29 protein-coding genes are annotated in these 17,990 nt (G+C 33.1%); 4 read left to right on the plus strand and 25 right to left on the minus strand.

Features of this window, described 5'->3' with window-relative positions:
• Nucleotides 1–8: 8 nt before the first annotated feature.
• The 22 genes from LV469_02965 to LV469_03070 form a co-directional block, all read right to left on the minus strand.
• Nucleotides 9–878: a capsid protein gene (locus tag LV469_02965; GenBank protein ID UHR03267.1), complete on the minus strand. Its 870-nt coding sequence runs from the start codon at nucleotides 876–878 to the stop codon at nucleotides 9–11.
• 18 nt (nucleotides 879–896) lie between these two features.
• Nucleotides 897–1,460, minus strand: coding sequence for a DUF4355 domain-containing protein (locus LV469_02970; GenBank protein UHR03268.1), 564 nt, complete (start codon nucleotides 1,458–1,460; stop codon nucleotides 897–899).
• A 165-nt stretch (nucleotides 1,461–1,625) separates the two neighbouring features.
• Nucleotides 1,626–1,868, minus strand: coding sequence for a hypothetical protein (locus LV469_02975; protein ID UHR03269.1), 243 nt, complete (start codon nucleotides 1,866–1,868; stop codon nucleotides 1,626–1,628).
• 48 nt (nucleotides 1,869–1,916) lie between these two features.
• Nucleotides 1,917–2,090: a hypothetical protein gene (locus tag LV469_02980; protein UHR03270.1), complete on the minus strand. Its 174-nt coding sequence runs from the start codon at nucleotides 2,088–2,090 to the stop codon at nucleotides 1,917–1,919.
• Nucleotides 2,091–2,117: 27 nt separating this feature from the next.
• Entirely contained in the window at nucleotides 2,118–2,318 is a 201-nt protein-coding gene (locus tag LV469_02985) for a hypothetical protein (GenBank protein UHR03271.1), read from the minus strand.
• 4 nt (nucleotides 2,319–2,322) lie between these two features.
• Nucleotides 2,323–3,699 (minus strand): hypothetical protein, encoded by a 1,377-nt coding sequence (locus tag LV469_02990; protein UHR03272.1) that lies wholly within the window; start codon nucleotides 3,697–3,699, stop codon nucleotides 2,323–2,325.
• Nucleotides 3,689–4,057, minus strand: a complete 369-nt coding sequence (locus LV469_02995; protein UHR03273.1) for a phage portal protein — start codon at nucleotides 4,055–4,057, stop codon at nucleotides 3,689–3,691. Before LV469_02995 ends, LV469_02990 begins: the two co-directional genes overlap by 11 nt.
• A 203-nt stretch (nucleotides 4,058–4,260) precedes the next feature.
• The gene (locus LV469_03000) at nucleotides 4,261–4,896 is read right to left on the minus strand and encodes a hypothetical protein (protein UHR03274.1); all 636 of its coding nucleotides are present in this window, start codon (nucleotides 4,894–4,896) and stop codon (nucleotides 4,261–4,263) included.
• Between the two features lie 101 nt (nucleotides 4,897–4,997).
• Nucleotides 4,998–6,038 (minus strand): phage portal protein, encoded by a 1,041-nt coding sequence (locus LV469_03005; protein UHR03275.1) that lies wholly within the window; start codon nucleotides 6,036–6,038, stop codon nucleotides 4,998–5,000.
• A gap of 10 nt (nucleotides 6,039–6,048) precedes the next feature.
• Nucleotides 6,049–7,317 carry a PBSX family phage terminase large subunit gene (locus LV469_03010; GenBank protein UHR03276.1) on the minus strand — a complete coding sequence of 423 codons (1,269 nt, stop codon included), beginning with the start codon at nucleotides 7,315–7,317 and terminating at the stop codon, nucleotides 6,049–6,051.
• Nucleotides 7,307–7,744 (minus strand): terminase small subunit, encoded by a 438-nt coding sequence (locus LV469_03015; protein UHR03277.1) that lies wholly within the window; start codon nucleotides 7,742–7,744, stop codon nucleotides 7,307–7,309. Before LV469_03015 ends, LV469_03010 begins: the two co-directional genes overlap by 11 nt.
• Before the next feature lie 209 nt (nucleotides 7,745–7,953).
• Nucleotides 7,954–8,553 carry an RloB domain-containing protein gene (locus tag LV469_03020; protein UHR03278.1) on the minus strand — a complete coding sequence of 200 codons (600 nt, stop codon included), beginning with the start codon at nucleotides 8,551–8,553 and terminating at the stop codon, nucleotides 7,954–7,956.
• Nucleotides 8,546–9,700 carry an ATP-binding protein gene (locus LV469_03025; protein ID UHR03279.1) on the minus strand — a complete coding sequence of 385 codons (1,155 nt, stop codon included), beginning with the start codon at nucleotides 9,698–9,700 and terminating at the stop codon, nucleotides 8,546–8,548. Before LV469_03025 ends, LV469_03020 begins: the two co-directional genes overlap by 8 nt.
• A gap of 53 nt (nucleotides 9,701–9,753) precedes the next feature.
• Nucleotides 9,754–10,173 (minus strand): hypothetical protein, encoded by a 420-nt coding sequence (locus tag LV469_03030; protein ID UHR03280.1) that lies wholly within the window; start codon nucleotides 10,171–10,173, stop codon nucleotides 9,754–9,756.
• Between the two features lie 106 nt (nucleotides 10,174–10,279).
• Nucleotides 10,280–10,615, minus strand: a complete 336-nt coding sequence (locus LV469_03035) for a DUF1064 domain-containing protein (protein UHR03281.1) — start codon at nucleotides 10,613–10,615, stop codon at nucleotides 10,280–10,282.
• Entirely contained in the window at nucleotides 10,602–11,513 is a 912-nt protein-coding gene (locus LV469_03040; GenBank protein UHR03282.1) for a DUF4373 domain-containing protein, read from the minus strand. Before LV469_03040 ends, LV469_03035 begins: the two co-directional genes overlap by 14 nt.
• A 67-nt stretch (nucleotides 11,514–11,580) precedes the next feature.
• Entirely contained in the window at nucleotides 11,581–12,420 is an 840-nt protein-coding gene (locus LV469_03045) for a hypothetical protein (GenBank protein ID UHR03283.1), read from the minus strand.
• Between the two features lie 5 nt (nucleotides 12,421–12,425).
• A complete protein-coding gene (locus LV469_03050; protein ID UHR03284.1) occupies nucleotides 12,426–12,677 on the minus strand; it encodes a hypothetical protein in 252 nt (83 codons plus the stop codon).
• On the minus strand, nucleotides 12,674–12,913 hold the full coding sequence (locus LV469_03055) for a hypothetical protein (GenBank protein UHR03285.1): 240 nt from the start codon (nucleotides 12,911–12,913) through the stop codon (nucleotides 12,674–12,676). The genes LV469_03050 and LV469_03055 overlap by 4 nt, the downstream gene beginning before the upstream one ends.
• 137 nt (nucleotides 12,914–13,050) lie before the next feature.
• Entirely contained in the window at nucleotides 13,051–13,191 is a 141-nt protein-coding gene (locus LV469_03060) for a hypothetical protein (protein UHR03286.1), read from the minus strand.
• The gene (locus tag LV469_03065; protein ID UHR03287.1) at nucleotides 13,178–13,345 is read right to left on the minus strand and encodes a hypothetical protein; all 168 of its coding nucleotides are present in this window, start codon (nucleotides 13,343–13,345) and stop codon (nucleotides 13,178–13,180) included. Before LV469_03065 ends, LV469_03060 begins: the two co-directional genes overlap by 14 nt.
• A gap of 21 nt (nucleotides 13,346–13,366) precedes the next feature.
• Nucleotides 13,367–13,594, minus strand: coding sequence for a helix-turn-helix domain-containing protein (locus LV469_03070; protein ID UHR03288.1), 228 nt, complete (start codon nucleotides 13,592–13,594; stop codon nucleotides 13,367–13,369).
• A gap of 116 nt (nucleotides 13,595–13,710) precedes the next feature.
• Between LV469_03070 and LV469_03075 the strand changes: the two genes are divergently transcribed.
• Nucleotides 13,711–13,902 (plus strand): hypothetical protein, encoded by a 192-nt coding sequence (locus LV469_03075; protein ID UHR03289.1) that lies wholly within the window; start codon nucleotides 13,711–13,713, stop codon nucleotides 13,900–13,902.
• On the opposite strand, the gene LV469_03080 is transcribed toward LV469_03075, so the two are convergent.
• Nucleotides 13,899–14,099: a hypothetical protein gene (locus LV469_03080; protein UHR03290.1), complete on the minus strand. Its 201-nt coding sequence runs from the start codon at nucleotides 14,097–14,099 to the stop codon at nucleotides 13,899–13,901. The two genes, LV469_03075 and LV469_03080, sit on opposite strands and share 4 nt — an antisense overlap.
• A 56-nt stretch (nucleotides 14,100–14,155) precedes the next feature.
• Here LV469_03080 and LV469_03085 point away from each other — a divergent pair, with 56 nt between their 5' ends.
• Nucleotides 14,156–14,629: a hypothetical protein gene (locus tag LV469_03085; GenBank protein ID UHR03291.1), complete on the plus strand. Its 474-nt coding sequence runs from the start codon at nucleotides 14,156–14,158 to the stop codon at nucleotides 14,627–14,629.
• A 451-nt stretch (nucleotides 14,630–15,080) separates the two neighbouring features.
• Here LV469_03085 and LV469_03090 read toward each other — a convergent pair whose 3' ends face one another.
• Together LV469_03090 and LV469_03095 are read right to left on the minus strand one after the other, a co-directional pair.
• Nucleotides 15,081–15,368 carry a hypothetical protein gene (locus tag LV469_03090; GenBank protein ID UHR03292.1) on the minus strand — a complete coding sequence of 96 codons (288 nt, stop codon included), beginning with the start codon at nucleotides 15,366–15,368 and terminating at the stop codon, nucleotides 15,081–15,083.
• A 63-nt stretch (nucleotides 15,369–15,431) separates the two neighbouring features.
• Nucleotides 15,432–15,635: a helix-turn-helix transcriptional regulator gene (locus LV469_03095; GenBank protein ID UHR03293.1), complete on the minus strand. Its 204-nt coding sequence runs from the start codon at nucleotides 15,633–15,635 to the stop codon at nucleotides 15,432–15,434.
• Between the two features lie 433 nt (nucleotides 15,636–16,068).
• On the opposite strand from LV469_03095, the gene lexA reads away from it, so the two are divergent.
• Both lexA and LV469_03105 read left to right on the plus strand, forming a co-directional pair.
• A complete protein-coding gene (lexA, locus tag LV469_03100; GenBank protein UHR03294.1) occupies nucleotides 16,069–16,710 on the plus strand; it encodes a transcriptional repressor LexA in 642 nt (213 codons plus the stop codon).
• 47 nt (nucleotides 16,711–16,757) lie between these two features.
• Nucleotides 16,758–17,933 carry a site-specific integrase gene (locus tag LV469_03105; GenBank protein ID UHR03295.1) on the plus strand — a complete coding sequence of 392 codons (1,176 nt, stop codon included), beginning with the start codon at nucleotides 16,758–16,760 and terminating at the stop codon, nucleotides 17,931–17,933.
• Nucleotides 17,934–17,990 lie beyond the last annotated feature (57 nt).

The raw sequence follows: 17,990 nt of genomic DNA on the forward strand, positions 1-17,990 counted from the left end.
TTTTAACCTTATGCTGCCGGTGTCAATTTGGCTTTTAAAATAGCCTTTCTATTTTTTTCAGGAACATATTTTCCATACTTAGCAGCAGCTTGAATAGCAACTCCTGCAAAATCTTCAGAGTCAAGGACTCTGTAAACCTCAATTCCTACACCAGCAACACCAATATTATCGGCAGCAAAGTAAATTTGTTCTCCCTTTTGGAAATACTCATCAGCAAGCTCAACAATATTAAAGCCTTTAAATTTATAGATTTCTTGTTTGTCAACATCTGCCCCAGAGTGCTTAGCTGTAGTAGCTAACTTAGAATCCACGATGATAGAATAAACATCTGCATTTACATAAGCAGTCCAAACTATATCGCTTGTTACTTTATTATTTATAAATTTCTTATGTGCATCGTTAAAAGTTTTAATTATATCGTCTTCTTTTAATGCACCAGTAAGAGTTTCACCTGCATTATCAGATATTGCCTTTGATAATAGCTTGTTTATTTCCTCAACCCAAGCTTCAGCATGTAACCCAGATCTTTCAGCTATAACTTGATCTGCATTGTCATTTACAGTAAAGTTATCAACACCCTCGTGAATTGCAAGAGGTGCTTCATACTTAACAGTAGCATCTACAGATTTAATTTCTTTTCTATTGCCAAATCTATTTGAGTTACCTGTTCCCGTTCCAAAGGCTACATTTTCACCCATGTCGTATTTTTGAATAACAACATCTGTATCAGAAATCTTAAGTTTCATAAACTCATCTGAGTTGGTAATTCCGTCCTTAACTTGTAGCTTTCCCCCAAAAGTATTTAAAAAATGTTGTTTCTTAACAAATACATCTTGTAATAAACCTGCATATTGTGCAGTGTACATTTTAATTGCCATAATTTATAACCTCTTTTCTTATTTATATTTTTCTCTCAGTAGACTCCAAGCATCAGCCTTTGGCTTTTGATTGGCCACACTTGGAGTCTTTCCCTTAAGCCTTTCCTCTACACCCTTTTGTACCTCTGCTTCATACACCTCTTTAAAAGCCTTAATGTTTTCATTGGTTGTTTCTGCATCAGCCCCCATTAAAAAGTCTTTAAAAGCTATAGGGACATTTTCCTCACTTAGCCTATCTATAGTATCTCTTTCTAAGTACACACGATTAAGCTCAGCCTTAGTTTCTTCAAGCTCTTTCAATTGCTTAGCTTGTAGTTCCTTCTCTCTTTCTTCCTGAGTAAGCTTAGCAAGTCTAGCCGCTTCCTTTTTCTCTTCCGCAGCTTCCTTGTCCCACTTTTCGCGTGCTGTCTTAATAGCTTCAGTAACCCTTTTATCTGTTTCAGATTGCACCTTTGCTTTTAACTCTTCTTCAGTATAAGTTTTACTTTCTGCTTGTTTATCAGATTCATTTTTCTGAATTTCTTTTGTCTCTAATTCTTGACCCTCTAAGTCCTCTGTCCTTACAGTTTCAATATCTGGCATATTTAGCCCTCCTTTAAATTTTTATATTTAAAAAGCAGCCTTTTACAGCTGCTTAATAAAACTTATTTGATTTTTCACGATTAACTCACTATTAAATGTGTAATTTTAACGTTTTTTTAACTTTTACTCACGATTACCTCGCGATTAATCACTAAGTTCACAACATTAACGCACTTTATCGTAAGTCTTTTTAAATATTTCAGCCTTACAAGGATAAAATTCTCCATTGACCCCTTTAATAATAAAGTCACCCTCTGTTACTTTCATACAACCCTCAAGCGTCTCAACATAATATTCATTGTCATGTGGATTATATCTAAGCAAATTACAAAAATCTAACGATCTACCTATATGTTCTTTTTCATATTTTATAGCTTCAATAACTATTGGTTTCTTTACATATTTCATAGCTTCCTCCAATAAAAAAGCACATCTAACAACCTACCCTGTAAATTATTAGCGTGCTTCTTGTTCTCTTTGCTCTCTTCTCTTTTTCATAAATTCAGCAAGTTTTCTTCTATTCTCTTCTCCTTGCTTTTCTTGTTCAGGTGTTAGTTCATGATATCCTTCAGATTCATATCTTGCTTGAATAATCTCAGCAACTTTTTTATCTGTTAATTTCTCTTTCATTTTATCACTCACCTACTATATAGACATCTAAGCCTTATTAGAATGCTTTCTTTCTATATAGTCTTTTCCGTACATCTTTCTTCCATAATCTTCTATTTCTTTCCATCTTTCATCTATAGCCTTTTCAGTGGCAATTCTTTCTTCTTCAGAAGCATAGATATTTGGTCTCTCTGATTCTATTCTAGCCCAATAGTTCTCTTCAAGCTCTTTTTTTGAAATTTTTTTCATTTCATTACTCCTTAACTACATAAATGTCTAAACCATTATTAGCAATCTTCTTTAAATTACATCCGCTATTCAACAGAAATTCTCTTTGATACTTATAACCAGGTTGTGCGACCGTTTCAATATATGAGCCCTTAGTTCCTTTAGGTACAATTATTGCTACATTAGGCTTCTTTCCAAATACCCCTCGTTTTGCAACGGAGGTGCTCAAAAATCTATTTACTTGTCCTTTTAGATTATTTGGATTCTTATCTTTTCTATATACAATTATATCATGTTTTAATGTGTTTTTCATCAAGGCTTGATGAATGTTGTTGGCTTGTCTTACAATAATTTCTTTTTCTTTGCTATCTGCAGGTGTATATCTATATTCTAAATACCCATTTATTTTTTCAAATAACCTTAAACCATCTGAATCTACTCCGTTATATGTGTATTTATTGATAGCTTTCTTTTCGTCATCAGTTAGCCTATCAACCCATTCCTTTGAATCATTCCTTAATGTATTTACAACCTTAGATGATTCCAATGGATCATAACCATTAATCCTTGCAATTTCTTCAACACTCTTATTGTAAACAACCTCAGTAACGTACTCAACATAACATCTACAATTTATGTCTTCTGCAGCTATACCAGTGCTCTTTGGATATAAGCAGGTAGCTCCACTTGGTAAAGTAAACTCATCATCATATGGTACTTTAATGCCTTCCATAGCTTGATGTGTATCTCTTACCGCCTCATCTCCCATAGTATGCCATACTTTAAAAACTTGTACTGATTCATTCTCTGCAATATCTTCAAACGCTTGGTACTTGCTGTCTTCAAGCACTCTTGCACCTTCCGTCCTTGCTATTCTAAGAGTATTACCTATGTCTTTACCAAAGCGTTTTTTTAAATTCCTGGCCATGCTTGTAAAAGTATCGCCATTGTTTATTCCTTTATGAATAATTCCATGTACATCATACACAAAGTCATTGCCATACTTATTTATCCTGTCAGTCCATATATGCCCTGCAACTTGTTTCTCTATTATCTTGTTTGAGTCTATTACCCTTGAGACAGCCTCAATATTATATTTTGATACTGATGAATTTACTGTCTTGTAGGCTGTCTCTATAACATCTTTTAATGTATTCTCAATAGCTTTTTTATTATTTTTATACATAGAGATTATTATTTTTGCAGTCTCATTATCAAGTTTTGCCAATTCATTTCTAATAAGCCTAGGAGCTTGATCTGATTCTTGATCAGCGTATATCTTTTGTAATTTATTTCTTAACCGTCTGTATGATTCCTTGTAGTTTTGCTTAGTTCCATTCTCACGCTTTTTTATTAACTTTTCAACGCTATTAGACAAATCTTCAAAGGGATTATTCTTCATCTTCTAGATCCTTGTCTGCATTTTTTATAAATTCGTCCATGTAAGCATCTTTTTCTTGTTCTTGTCTATCAATCTCTTCTGCCACATCATCAATGTCTCTTAGCTTTCCATAAGCATACGTCTTTGATAGTCCAGCATCAAGTGCCGCTTTTACCGTATTTATATTATCCAACTCGTTGTATGGTTTATTATCATTAAATACAACGGATATATCTCTGTAGTCAAAATCCTTAGCTGTTTTTATATTCGCTATTTTTAGTATAAGTTTTATCCTTTGTTGCAAGGCACTCTTAAATTTACGTTGTTTTTGAGCAATAATCTGATCAGTCGCAAATAGCTTGTATTTCATAGCTTCCATTTTGTTAACATAGAGGCTCTTTATCCTCTATCTCTAGGAGTTTCCTCGCATTATGGTATGTCATTTCATACCTAGTTCAGACTATCTCTTCACCCTCAAATGTAGGGCGCTGGATTTCGTGGGCGTTTCTTCATAGAGATTCCTTAGCTTACTTCGCCTAGTCGTTAAACCTTCTTAAACTTTCATTTAAGATTGGTAATTGATTAGCATGTCGATTTTCTTATCCACCTAGGATTATCAATTAAATTATATTCAGTAGGTTCAAGCCCCTCTTTTGTAATTTTATAGTATCTATATCTTAATGTGGAAAATCCGATTCCTCTTCTTTCTCCTATTTCGTCAAAATATTCTCTTAGAGCTTTGCCATTAATGTAAACATTGTGCCTTGTGTTTCTTAGATTTACGATAGGCTTTACAAATCTACAATTATCAGGCCCATAATTTCCGTTATTGTCTATTCTGTCTAATTGTAGTTTCTTTTCAAATCCGTTAGAGTCACACCAATCTGCAAACTTTGCAACATCATGCCACTCATCTACAACCTTGATTCCTCTAGCTCCATACCATTTATAATTATCATCATTTTTGTTATAACATCTACCCATCATAGCATTCCATGTATCATATGCAGGATGGTACCTTTTCCCATGTTTGGTATTTCTTGCTATAAGTAAATCTCTATTATAACAACCACAAGATTTGGTATTTCCGCTTTTTAAATCCGATTCAAGAACTTCTTTGTAGTTTCCGCAATCACAAACACATTTACAAAATGTTCTGTTCTTACCATATAATTTCTTTTTGAATTTTCCTATAACTTCTAATCTACCATATTTCATAATATCACCTCATATATGTTGTAATATATTTGGTGTTGAATCGGCAGTATATGTTATCGATTTAGCCTTCCAATTTTAACCCAGTTATTGCCCTGTTATTACTAACAGGCGTGGCGTAAACTTTCACCACTGACGTTTCCTGCAAAATGCTCATCACTTAAATTAGGCACCTTGGCAAACTTATGAATATCAGAATCAAGCCTGTTTTTATAATTTTCTAGAGCAGTATCATTAATGGTTTTTATTAACCATTGTGCAGCTTGGCCATCAGCCCTATCTAGTAAAATGACCTTATCCTTCATCATGTTATCCACATCTTCAGCATCAGTCTGAGGCATACCTGAAAGCACTAGTAAAGCATCTGTGAATTCCTGAAAATCATTTGAAGTATCTGACTGCGAAAGATTAATTGCATCTATAAGAGACAAGACTCTTTCAAAATCTCCAATGCTCTCATCGTTATTCAAAAACTCAATAACTGGAATCTCTCCAAATAAATTTGGCTGTTCATCTATAAGACTTATGTCTCCCCCTCTAGAAACATATTCCTTTATGAAGTCCTTAGAGTAAACTGTAATTAACTTATCCTTTTTATCAGATTCAAGATTGTCTACATTGACATCATCTCTAACATATAAACTGTATAGAGGCTCTGGCTTTATCTTGTTGTCATATACCATCACAATATTTTCAGGCTCAACCTCGTTAAACTTGATTTGCCCTTCCTCGTCAAGATAAACTATCTCATAACCTCTACCCTTAATTCCTGCCATTTTCGCAATCTCTGTGTTTTCATCCTGTTCATCATTCATATCAAATACTTCTTGAATAGCTGCCATAATATCTTTGTTTTCCTCAGCCACCGTGTAACTAATTGGCTTACCTACAAACATTCCTAATAACAGATCAACAATATAACTCGGATAATTTAAGGATAGCTTATTGTTTGCCTTGTACTCATCCTTAGATCTTTCATTTATTTTTGCCTTGCCTTCATAATATTCTTGAAGAATATTGTATCTTTCAGTGTTCTTTTCACTTATCTTTATTAATTTTTTAATTAATTCTGGATTAATCTCAGTTTCTAAAGGTAAATTTATAGTTTTAGGTAATTCCATGTATTCTGTAATATAACTTTCCAAATTGCACCTCCTAAATTCTTAATTTTCTCTTTGAAATAGTTCTTAAACTCTTATTTCTCATATAAGGTTCAATTGCATACCTCATAGCATCTTGTAAGTGATTAAAATCATCAATAGGTTCATTAATCGCTTTATTAAACTTATCCTTTGCCCACTGATAATTAGTTATCTCCGTCATGAAATTCACACAACTTGGATGCACTATTATTTCAAAATTTTGTATAAACTGAATGCCATTTAATATAGAGTCTTTTCCTTTTTTTGCAGCACTAATTCTATAAATGCCTAGATCTTTTAATTCATCAATGGACTTAGGTTCAGCAGAATCAGCAATAATTCTCTCTTTCCTATATCCCATTTTCTCTATCTCTTTATAAATATTTTTATTAGATAGACCTTTTTCATAAAGTTCATCAAAGACATAGATCTTATAATTTTCCAAGTCTAGCAAGCCGCAAAATAAAGCAGTTGGATCATTAGTATAACCGAAGTCTAAACCAAATACAGGTATAATATCAGGATTGTTTTTTATCACATCTTCTCTATTGAATCTATCTTCTCTTACATTTTCATATACTAGACCATCAACAACTCCCCATTCTCCCAGACCTGCCACTCGGTATCTCTTAGGATTATATAGCTTCATAGTTTCAAACACCTTTAAATCCGATGCATCAAGCCATTCATTGCACTTGTAGTTAGTTGTAATTGCCAGTATGTCTTTATCTTCAGTATCAAAAAATCTTTTCTTTATCCAGTGTCTATCATTCCAAGGATTTAGAGTTAAGGTTATTTGCTTAAAAAGTCCATCAGGCACTTGACCTCTTATAGATTCATCAAGCATATTAAAATCATCTTCACTCATGATTTCATAGGCTTCTTCAATCCATAAAAAGCATAAAGAACCTTTATCTACAGCTACTGATGTGACTTTAAGAGGATCATCAAGACCTCTAAATAAAATCTTTTGCCCTGTTGGTAAATAAGTTAGTTCTAAAGGACTATTGGTAGCCTTCCAATACTTGTCTACTCTTAACCTATGTATTGCCCATTTAAGCTGAGAAAAACAGGAATCCTTAACTGTCCTAAATACCTTTCTAATCACTAGACCATTGGAATTTGGGTAGGTCATTATCCTATAGATCATATTAAGAGCAGTTGTAGTTGATTTCTTGCTTGCCCTTGACCCTTTTACCACCCTATATCTGCCTTTATAGTTCCAATAAGTTCCATAACCCTTGCCAATTATTTCTGGTAAATAAACATCATTAGTCTTCAAGATCATCAGCTCCTGAAATTATTGTTGGCACATCAATATCCATATCAATCTTGTCAGTCCACATGCCAAACCTCTTACCTATAAGCTCTGCCGCCTTAATTTTGTCAGATGCACTAAGATCAATATTTGTAATCTTTTGAGCACCCTTCCCAACACCTATAAGAGTTTGTTGAGTCTCTTTTCCTCTCAAAACAGAAGTCAAATATCTAAGCACTTCCCTCTGATCAGCAATAAGCTCTTCATCAAGATCCTTCATCCTCTCTTCAATATAATCTTTCATTTCTTGTGTATTAAAAAGACGGCTCGCCGCTGCAGCTGCCGTCTCCCTATTTTTAATATTTGTATAAAATTTTAAGTAACTTTCCGTCTTGTTGCCAGTGATAATATAGTCATCGGCAACTTGTTTTCTTTTAATCGTCAAAGCCATATCACCACCCCCTTTATAAAAACAAGTCTATTATCCCACCCCTTCGTGCAATATCATGACTTGTAGCACAGCCCCCTCAAATTGAGTAACCATTAAAAAAAGCAGCTATCAGCTGCTCTCTCATAAGATGTATAAGATTAGAAAAAAAGTTTTTACTACTTCACTTTATATATTAGCACAGGAAATTCGCACAAATCGCACAAAATTATTTAATCTTTTCTTAAAATTAACTTTAAATAATCAACAAAGTAATATAAAGAGCTATGTTTTTTATCTAAATATTCTTCATAATAAACACCTTTATTTAGGTTATTCTTGTGAAAATACACTCCTAAATCCATAAATTTAGATATCCCATTTTCATACTGTCCACCGTTATCACGCACAAAATTATAAACTGAATTTCCTTTCTTATAACCCATTCTTTTTAACTCAGATTCTTCACATTTTATACAAGCTGCAATCCAGCTTTCAAAATTAGGGAATGTTAAGAATATATTGTTTTTTGTATTTAATTTTTCTAATAAAGAAATTAGACTCTTTAATTTACTCTTTTCATTTGATACATTAGAGCAACGATCCAAATCCATTATTACTAAAACAATATTAATTAATTTCTCATTTTTCTCTAAATAGTTTTTTACAGTACTGTATCCCCCGCCATTAATAGTTATGAAATTTATATTATTAGTTTGAAGTTTATTATCAGCTATTAATCCTCTAATATAGCTTTCTTCACTTTCTCCTTCACAAATAATAGTTATTTTTTCCGTTGTTTTTAATTTCTGTTTTCTATTCCTTCTATTCATCTACTTCAAAAGATCCCCTCATGTATAATTCATCAATTCTTTTTTTTTCGCTTCTAAGCTCAAATTCATTTAAAGAATGAACTATAGTAGATAAGTTTGAATTTTTATTCGCTATATAGATCTGAGAATCATGAAACATATCTAAATCTAACAAAGATAAATTATGAGTAGATACAACTATTTGACCTGAAATATTATTTTTTGAGTTAATAAATGAATTAAATAAACGAATTAGTGCTTTGGTCCCTATAGACGAATCTAATTCATCTATAAAAATAGATCTACCTTTATATAATTGAAGCATATTTGGCAATAATCCTATTATCTTTTTTATACCTAAAGATTCAGAGTTCAGGTTGAATTGATCACCATTTTCCCTAGTTAAAATCATTTCAAATCCATGACCATCTTTATCATCAATAATCTTTTCAATAAATTTGAAATCAATTATAGTACTATCAAGGGATTTCAATATAGATATTACATCGCTTTTTAGACGTTCAATTTCTTTTTTTGATTCTTCATCAAAAAACCTCAAAGGAAATCCTTTTATTTCTCTATTTAGTAAAGATTCTGTAACTATTTCAATATTATCAATACTGTCAAAAAAAGTTTCAATTGATGTTTCTAACACATCTTTTAATTTTAATAACAATGTGTTAGATGAATCCTTTGAAAATAATTTTTCTAAAACTTTAATTTCGTTATTTTTAGCATTTTCATAAATTCTTAAGTTATTATCTTCAAATTTAAAAATTTTGAAATTATTTTTTACTAACTCTTCATATACAACATGCCCTTTTTTGTTAAATGAAATATCATATTCAAAAATATTGTCAGATTTATCCATTAAGGATATCCCGAAAGAAATAATATCTGAATGTTTGTTAAATTCATCTATATCCAAATCTGCCAAACCATTTTTTATTATATACTTTAATCTTGATAAACCGTAAAACCAATTTGTTTTTCCTGAAGCATTATCCCCAAATAGAAGGAGTGATTTCATAGGTCTATAATCTACATTTATATGAAAATTATCTTCATATTTTGTATTTTTCAATCTTGCTCCTTTATAAGGAATAAATTCTATAGTTTGCTCAGCGTTAAAAGATAAAAATCCGCCAACTGTAAATGTTAAAATCATACGACACCTCCTACTTTTCAGCAAATTAATTATATCACCTTCATAAAAGATAGTCAATTTTTTTGTCTATCTTTTATGGACGCTAAAAATCTATTATGGATCATCCTAGCATAAGACTCATGAGGACTGCCAAGCTCACCACTTATCTTTTGCCAACTCCAGCCATCTATGTACCTCTTCTCAAAAATATATCTCACATAGCTATCATCTATGCCGCCGATATACTCCTCTATCTCCACCTTTGCTTTCTTAGCTTGGATAAGCCTACTTTTAAGTACTTTATATAGCTTCTTCTTATGTCTTGAGTATGAAAGGCCCTCAATCCTTTTGTGGATCTCTTGATAAGGAAACTCAGAGTTAGAAGCTCTCACTATATCTGTAACAGTAACATCCTTTTCTTTTTTAATTTTTTCGCTAATATCTTCAATCTCTTTTTTCAAAACTAAATATTGCGTAAGCTTCTCTCTATCCACACCTCTACCCCTTACGTAGCTTTTTATCTCTAAGATAGTCAAAATACTCTTTATCCACATCTCTCATATCTTTTACCAGTTAACTAAACTTAACATTTTAACTCAATCAAGTCTCTAAAAAATCATACCTTTCACCGTATTTTTTCAAAAAAATTTTCTTCTTGAGCTTATAGACATCAGTCCTGACACCCTTCACATCCTCGACTATACAAGTCTTTTTCTCGCAATCCCAGTACATGAAATCAGCTATATACTCAATCTTTCTTTGAGACTTGCCCTTATACTCAAATCTATCCTGAAGCAAAAAACTAGGCTGCAAGCATAGATCCTTAATTACCCCCGCCCTCTCAAGCAGCTTTAGCTCTTGATATCTTGCAGCTTCTTTTTTGCTATCAAAAGTGATCCCATCTAGGCTTACCCTTTCAGCCTTATACTTGCTCATATCCCGCCTCAATTTCTTTCAAAACTTTTTCCCTCTTAGCTTTTACCATCGCCTCCATCTCCTCTCTAGATAAATCCTTAGTATGCCCCTCAAAATTATGAAAGCCTGTGGTCTTCTCTTGTCTTTTACCACTTGTTTTGCCATTAGTCCGCCACCTCTCCAAAATTGCCCTTATATAATTTAGATTTAGCTTGCCACCATCTCCAGCTATCTTAAAAGCCTCTTCCAGCCAAGCATAAGGATAGGACTTAGAAAAGCATTTCAAAGTATCACTTGTAGACGGAGTAACCTTATCAAACCCTGTGTACTGATAAAGTTCTATAACCTTTTTAAATTTTTCATCTATTTCTGGGCTCACTCCGCCACCACCCCCTATGTTTATATAGTCATATAGTGGTGGTGTATATATATCTATACCTTTACTTTCCTTTACTTTGTGTACTTTAGCGTCGGAAACCTGGGTTTTTTCTCCCATAACTGGGGTTTTTTCTGCGGAAACTAAGGTTTCCGACGAATTAACTAGAAGAAACTCACTAACAAGATGGAGATTCCTTCTCTTTTTAGTAACCTCTAAAAACCTTTTTTGTATACCTTTAGAGGTCAAAATCTTATATTTATCAAATAATTTTTGATCAAAAAGATCTACTTGCAGACATTTTCTGACCGTCTCTTCAACATACACTTCCTTGATGCCAAGATTATCAGCTATCAAGAAGCACACATCACTGTTCCACCTCATGTAATACCCTTCATCTTCATAAATATTACCGAGCAGAAATACGATAACCGCTACTCCAGAAGCTCCACAAGCCTTTATGATCTTTCTAACCTTTAGATTACTTAAAAAATTTACATCTAGCGAATAGTAATCTATACCCTTTTTAATAGGTCTTGCCATGACAATCTCCTTTCAAGTCTAAAGGCCCTTTTACAAGCCTAAAGACCCAAATACACGCAATCCTTACTTAAAAAGGAAGTTCGCCCTCAGGTATATCCCGATAGATATCCTCTTCTTCTTGTGCCATCTTATCTTCTTTTACATCTTTTACAGCTACATCCTGTCCATTATAAAGCATATCGGCCGCCTTCTTTGTCCTAGCATCTCTTGCATTACTAGCAAGCCACTCTATATAACCTATATCAACCTTAGCTATATCTCCCAAGCTCTTTCCTGTGTACTTACCAAAATTAAGCTTTATCCTAGCCGCATCATCAAGATTCATAGTTGCAACACTTTCTTGCTGCCTAAACTCCTTTATATCCTCTACATCTTGAGTGAAAATATCCGATAAACTAGCAGCAGTCAAAGCCGCATCGACCTGAGCCCTCTTTTTCGCCATTTTTAGAATAGTATTTACAAGACTATAAACCTCATCATTATCTATCCTATACTTGCCATAGCGATTTTGCTTTAAACTTCCCAAATCTTGACCCAGAGGTATATCATCTTCCCTTACCCAACGATACCTGTACTTATCCTCCTTAGAATTGCACTGGCCTAGACCTTCAGTTATCTTCATACCGCCCTTAGAAAGGATACACCTTACAGTATAAGCAAAAACACCCGCCTTCCAATCCTCAACTTGATCAACTATCTCATACTCCGATGTCAGACCAAGAAGCATCAAAATCTTCTCTGCCCCCGGCTTTAAAAGCGTCGGCTTATTAGTCCCTGGGATTTCACCATAATCATGTCCCTCCACCAAGACTCTTTGCAAGGTCTCTTGAAACTTAGAGACCTTTTGCAAAACTCCGCCCACACTCTCAATATCAACACTCTCAATCAACGTCATTAGCTCATTCATAAACTTTAATCAATCTCCTTTCCTTCAGCTAAGCCTTCAATCAAGTTCTTTATATATGGCTCAGCATAATCATAAACATATCGCCTACACTCTATGCCAGCCTTACCCGCCCTATAATTTCTATAAAAAGTATCCTTATTTATCCGTATTGTAATCGGAGCTATCTCTCCACTGTAATACCTCTTCCACGAAGTCTTAAAATAATAGGCCTTATTCCCCTTGACACACTCCTCATATACCACCAAAGCATTTTTCATATAGCCACTTCCTGCAAAGCAATCTCCCTAAGATCATCCATCTTTCTTTGAAAATCCTCAAGCTCCACATAAAAGCACTCCAGCCTATACTCAATATCAGCTATATTTTGCTTGATCTCTTTTTGTAGAGAAATATCAACACAAAACTCAAGCATAGTCTTTGCATACATAAGCTCCCTTACAAGTTCGTTCTCCTCCTGCTTAAAAGCATCAAATTTATTAAAATCCTTTTCCATTTTTTTCTCCTTTATGATATACTAAAGGCAAGTACAAATTTACTTAAAGTCCTTGAGTCTTAGTCGTCCTTGGACTTTTTTTCTTGCACTTTACCTTTCCAAACGCTCTTAACCTCTTTATCTTTATCATCATAATCTTAAATTGGCTCACAACACATATACAAAAACATCAGCAAAACTGCCATCTCAAATATAAAATTGCAAACCCTCTTCAAAAATCTCCAAAAAGGCGCCCTAAAATTTAAGATCACCCTTCCATCTCTACTAACCAATTTCATAGTCATCCCCCTTTTCTTTAACCTTCTCTGCAAGCACAAAGCCTCCAGAATGCTCTTTAATCTTCCAACCTTCTTGCAAGAGGGCTCTTATAACCCTCACCCTCTCCTTAAAACATCCATAAGGAGCACAAGCTACCATCCTTATAAAATCCATACAATCACCAGCAAAACACCTTTAAGTCAAATCGACCCCAGCATCCAGCAAAATATCCAAATGCTTCTTAAAAACAATAGTCTTATTTCCTATCTTGCTAAAAGGAACCGAATTCTGATACATAATCTTTACTAAACTTTGTCTACCTATGCCAGTATACGTACTAGCCTCCTCCAAAGTTAAACCAGCCTTGCTACTTAGCTTCATATATCCCTCTATCTCCTCTAGCTTTTCTAAAATTTCACTCATACAACTACCTCCAAACCTTCTATAAAATAACTTAAAACTACCAAAATATAATTAATCTCTTAATCACTCACCTCACCCATTTCGCTTTTCTATAATCACCATAAGGAGGTGATTATATGGTCAAAGAATTTAATATCAAGCTAAAACCTGTACAAGCCGTTTTGGTATATGACTTGTTGCTCCAACATCGTGATAAATTGAAATCAGTCAATGATAATTGGTATAAAACTTATGAGCAAATACTTATAGACATAGAAGCCCAATATCCCGGCTTTAAAGAGCATAGAGAAATAAACTCTGAATCTTAGCCTTTTAAAATTCTTTCACCAATCTTTTCACATTCATCAATTCCTAATCTTTGGCTATAAGAACCACTACAAGGATCAGCCAGCGCAAGACTAAGAGTACAGTTGCAGCTGTACTTTTTTTCTATTTCAGCAACCACTTCTGTAATATCAATTAAATCTGCAATATCTTTGTAATTATGATAAATGAATACTTTCATCTCTCACCTCACCTTTTTTATTTTTGATATAATCACCATAAGGAGGTAACATATCAATGCAAAATTTAAATTTATATTTAGTACCATTATTTAGTATTTTTCTAAGCTATATAATTGGTAAACTAAGTAATTCAAGAAACTTAAAGATAGAATCATTAAAAGACAGGTATAATAATTTCTATCTCCCGTACATGCAACTATTGATTAGAGCAAGTGTAAAAATGCCTTACATGATAACTAACCCAGAAATTGCAATCAAGTTTGGAGATTTTTTAATAGAAAAATCTCATTATCTCGAATCAAAATCCTTTAAATTTTCAATTGAATACTATTACTTGGAGCTCGACTATTTTGAATATTATGACGGGAATCCTGATTTCAAAGATACCGAAATTAAAATAAATGAATTTATTGTAAAAGCATCTCTGGAAATTTTAAAGGAATCCACAAAAGTAGCAAAACAATTAAAACTGCCACCAATATCCAAAACAATCTATGCTCATTTGAATGATCAATTAAATAGCAAATAGCAATACCAACAGAACAAACCAATATCTGATATAAAATTTTTAACAAAATTGTCACCTCATAATTGTTTTTCTGTTGATTAAATTTAAAAGGTTAACCAAGTATAAAAAAGTAATCAGATCACTCTCAGATATTTCCCTATCTGGGAGTTTTATTAATTTTGAAATTAGTTCTGCCAAAAGAGAATTGACTTCATCCATCTCTCACCTCGTTTTATTTGTTATAATCACCATAAGGAGGTGATTATTATAAACGCACATATCAAACTTTTAAATGGTGACTCTGTCTTTGTTAATGACTTAGAATCCATAACCCATAATCGCGATAGAAGCAGTGTAGAAGACACTTATCCTAATTTTTCTTTCTATTCTGGCTATTTCTATAACTTTATAGGCAAAAACACATCTCTTTGCGTTTGGGGTAAAGACATACACCATGTAGAATTTTCAAATTCTAAATATTGATATTTAATTCAACAAGAGCATTACTAAGGTGGTGCTCTTGTTGTATTTTTTCAATAAAAGCTATACATTCTTCAATTCTTTCTTTTTCCTCATCAAAAGGAATGTTTTCATTAAAGTTCAAATTTACAATAATTTTATTTTTCATCTCCGATCTCGCCATATATTTCAAATTCTCCTTAAAATCTTCATCACATCTCAAAGTAAAGACTTTTCTATTCACCCTAGGCTCTTGTTTTAAAGCAAGAGTTTTTTTAATATTTAATTTCCGCTTGTCCATCTCTCACCTCGCAAAATCTTCAATACATATCACCTCACACAATTTTGTTGTTTTTTTGTAGAATTAAATTCTATTTTTAGGCAAAAAATTAATGTTATCTATACTAATCTTATAAGTGTCTGATATAGCTTTTTGATTAAGAGCATTTACAGTCCATGGCTTTTTTTCCCATTTTATTAAAGTATCCTTTCCTATTCCTATCTTTTCTGCCGCTTGTAAAATCGTAAGCCCAGCATTAACCCTTGCTGCTTTTAACGTTATCTGCATGAGATCACCTCCTAAAATTTCAAAATCTCTAAAACTAAATTTAATATTGACACAATGCTTATCCCTATAAGAACCCAAAATATTGCTTTTCTATAGTCCTTCATATATAATAAAGATGAGTTCACTTAGGAGCTTAAGAGCTCCTAAGTATTTCAATTATTTTGATGATTAACTCTATAAGCTTTTCTATTAAACTGATACCTGCAGTTATTAGAGCCAGCTTTATGAGTTGGTCATCTTTTTTATTTTTATCACCCATCTTTTACCTCCTCTCTATTTGATGACTTAATTTTAATAGAATTTAATTCTATTGTCAATAGCTTTATAGATTTTTTTTCTATATTTTTTCATTTTTATTGTTTTTTTTAGATTTTTATTCTATACTATTATTGAAAAAAGATAAATTCTTTTATTCTTGTAAAAAGGAGTTTTTATGAAAACAAATGACTTAATAAGTAAAAATTTACAATATTATATGGATAAACATTCTATAAATAACAAAGAGCTTAGCGAAATTGTAGGTGTTAGTGAAAGCACAGTTGGAAAATGGCTTTTAAAAAAGGCAACTCCAAGAATGGGTGCTATAGAAAAATTATCTGATTATTTTAAAATTCAAAAATCTGATTTATTAGAAGAAAAAGAACAAATAGATCTCTTAAATATTCCAGGAATAATACCCATAAAAAAACTCAAAAAAATTCCTATTCTCGGAACAATAGCCTGCGGAGATCCAATCCTCGCAGTTGAAAATATAGACGACTACTTCTCTGTCGATGCCGACATAGTAACAGGAGACTTTGCTCTTAGATGTAAGGGCAATAGCATGATAGAGGCAAATATCTTCGAAGGCGACATAGTTTTTTTCAAAGAAACCCCCATAGTAGAAAATGGACAGATCGCCGCAGTAGTAATAGACGAAGAAGCCACCCTCAAAAAATTCTTTAAAACCAACTCCTCCATCATCCTCCAGCCCTGCAACGAAAACTATAATCCCATAATACTAACAGAAAATGACCACAAAGACATAAGAATAATAGGCTTAATGGTTGGAGTTTACTCAAAAAGAAACAAATAAATTCCCATGTATAGTGGTTTTTTATTACCTTAAAGGTGGTGATCAGCATGAAAAGAACCAAAAACGAAAACGGAGAAGGCTCAATAACCTACCAGATGAGAAATGGGAGGAAGTACTACACAGGCAGATACACACTAGGCTATGACACCTGCAAAAATCAAATAAGAGGATCCATCTCCGGCTACAACAAAAAAGAAGTTCAAACCAAACTAAAAGAAAAAACACTACAAATATCACAAGGACTCCTAAACAACAAAGAAAATCTACTCTTTGGTGACTTTTTCAAGACATGGATATACACATTCATTAAACCAAACGTAAGCATCGCCACATTTCAAAAATACGAAGCAGACTACAGACTTCGAATCCTAAAAAGCCCTCTTGAAAACGCAAGCCTATCTAAATTAAACCAGCTCACCATAAGAAAAACACTCAATTACTGGCTAGAAAATTGCTCCTTACAACAAGCAAGCCAAGTCTTCGGTCGCATTAAAACATGCCTTAAATCAGCCATTACTCAAAAATATATAAGCACAGACCCCACACTAGGAGTATCCATAAAAAAAGACAAAACCATCAAAGATAAATACAAGCACTTCACCAGCGAACAACAAGACACAATCCTTAAAGAATTAAACATAGACACCTACGACCCCAAAGATATGCTAATATATATCTACTTCGCATCAGGCATCAGACTCTCAGAAGGACTCGCCCTTAGCTGGCCAGACCTAGTAGAAGGAGGCCTCAATATAAACAAGCAGTACACCAAGCACACCGAAATCTCAGAAAAAGGAGAACGAAAAGTCATACAAGAACTAGGAGAATTAAAAACACCATCATCATACAGATTCGTTCCACTCCCAGACAAGGTCCTAACCAAACTAAAAAACTATAAAAAATTACAAGACAAATACATCAAAACCAAAAAAGACTATAAAAACAAAAACCTAATCTTCCCAAACCAACTAGGAGACTACCTAGACAGAAAAATTCCACAAAATAGACTCAACAAAATATGTACAAAAAACAACATCAAAGGCCTATCAATTCACTCAATAAGACACACATATGCAACCAGGCTCTTTGAAAACGCAGTAGCCCCAAAAGTAGTACAATCACTACTCGGTCATAAATCAATCGAAACAACATTAAACATTTACACCCACGTCATTTCAAAAAAAGCAAACGAAGAAGTAAATAAATTAAACGACCTATTCTAAACTAAAAGTTGGCTACAAAGTTGGCTACCGTCATCAAAATATACCAATTTATAAAAA

Source organism: Peptoniphilus sp. GNH, from assembly GCA_021307325.1.
GTDB lineage: Bacteria > Bacillota > Clostridia > Tissierellales > Peptoniphilaceae > KA00134.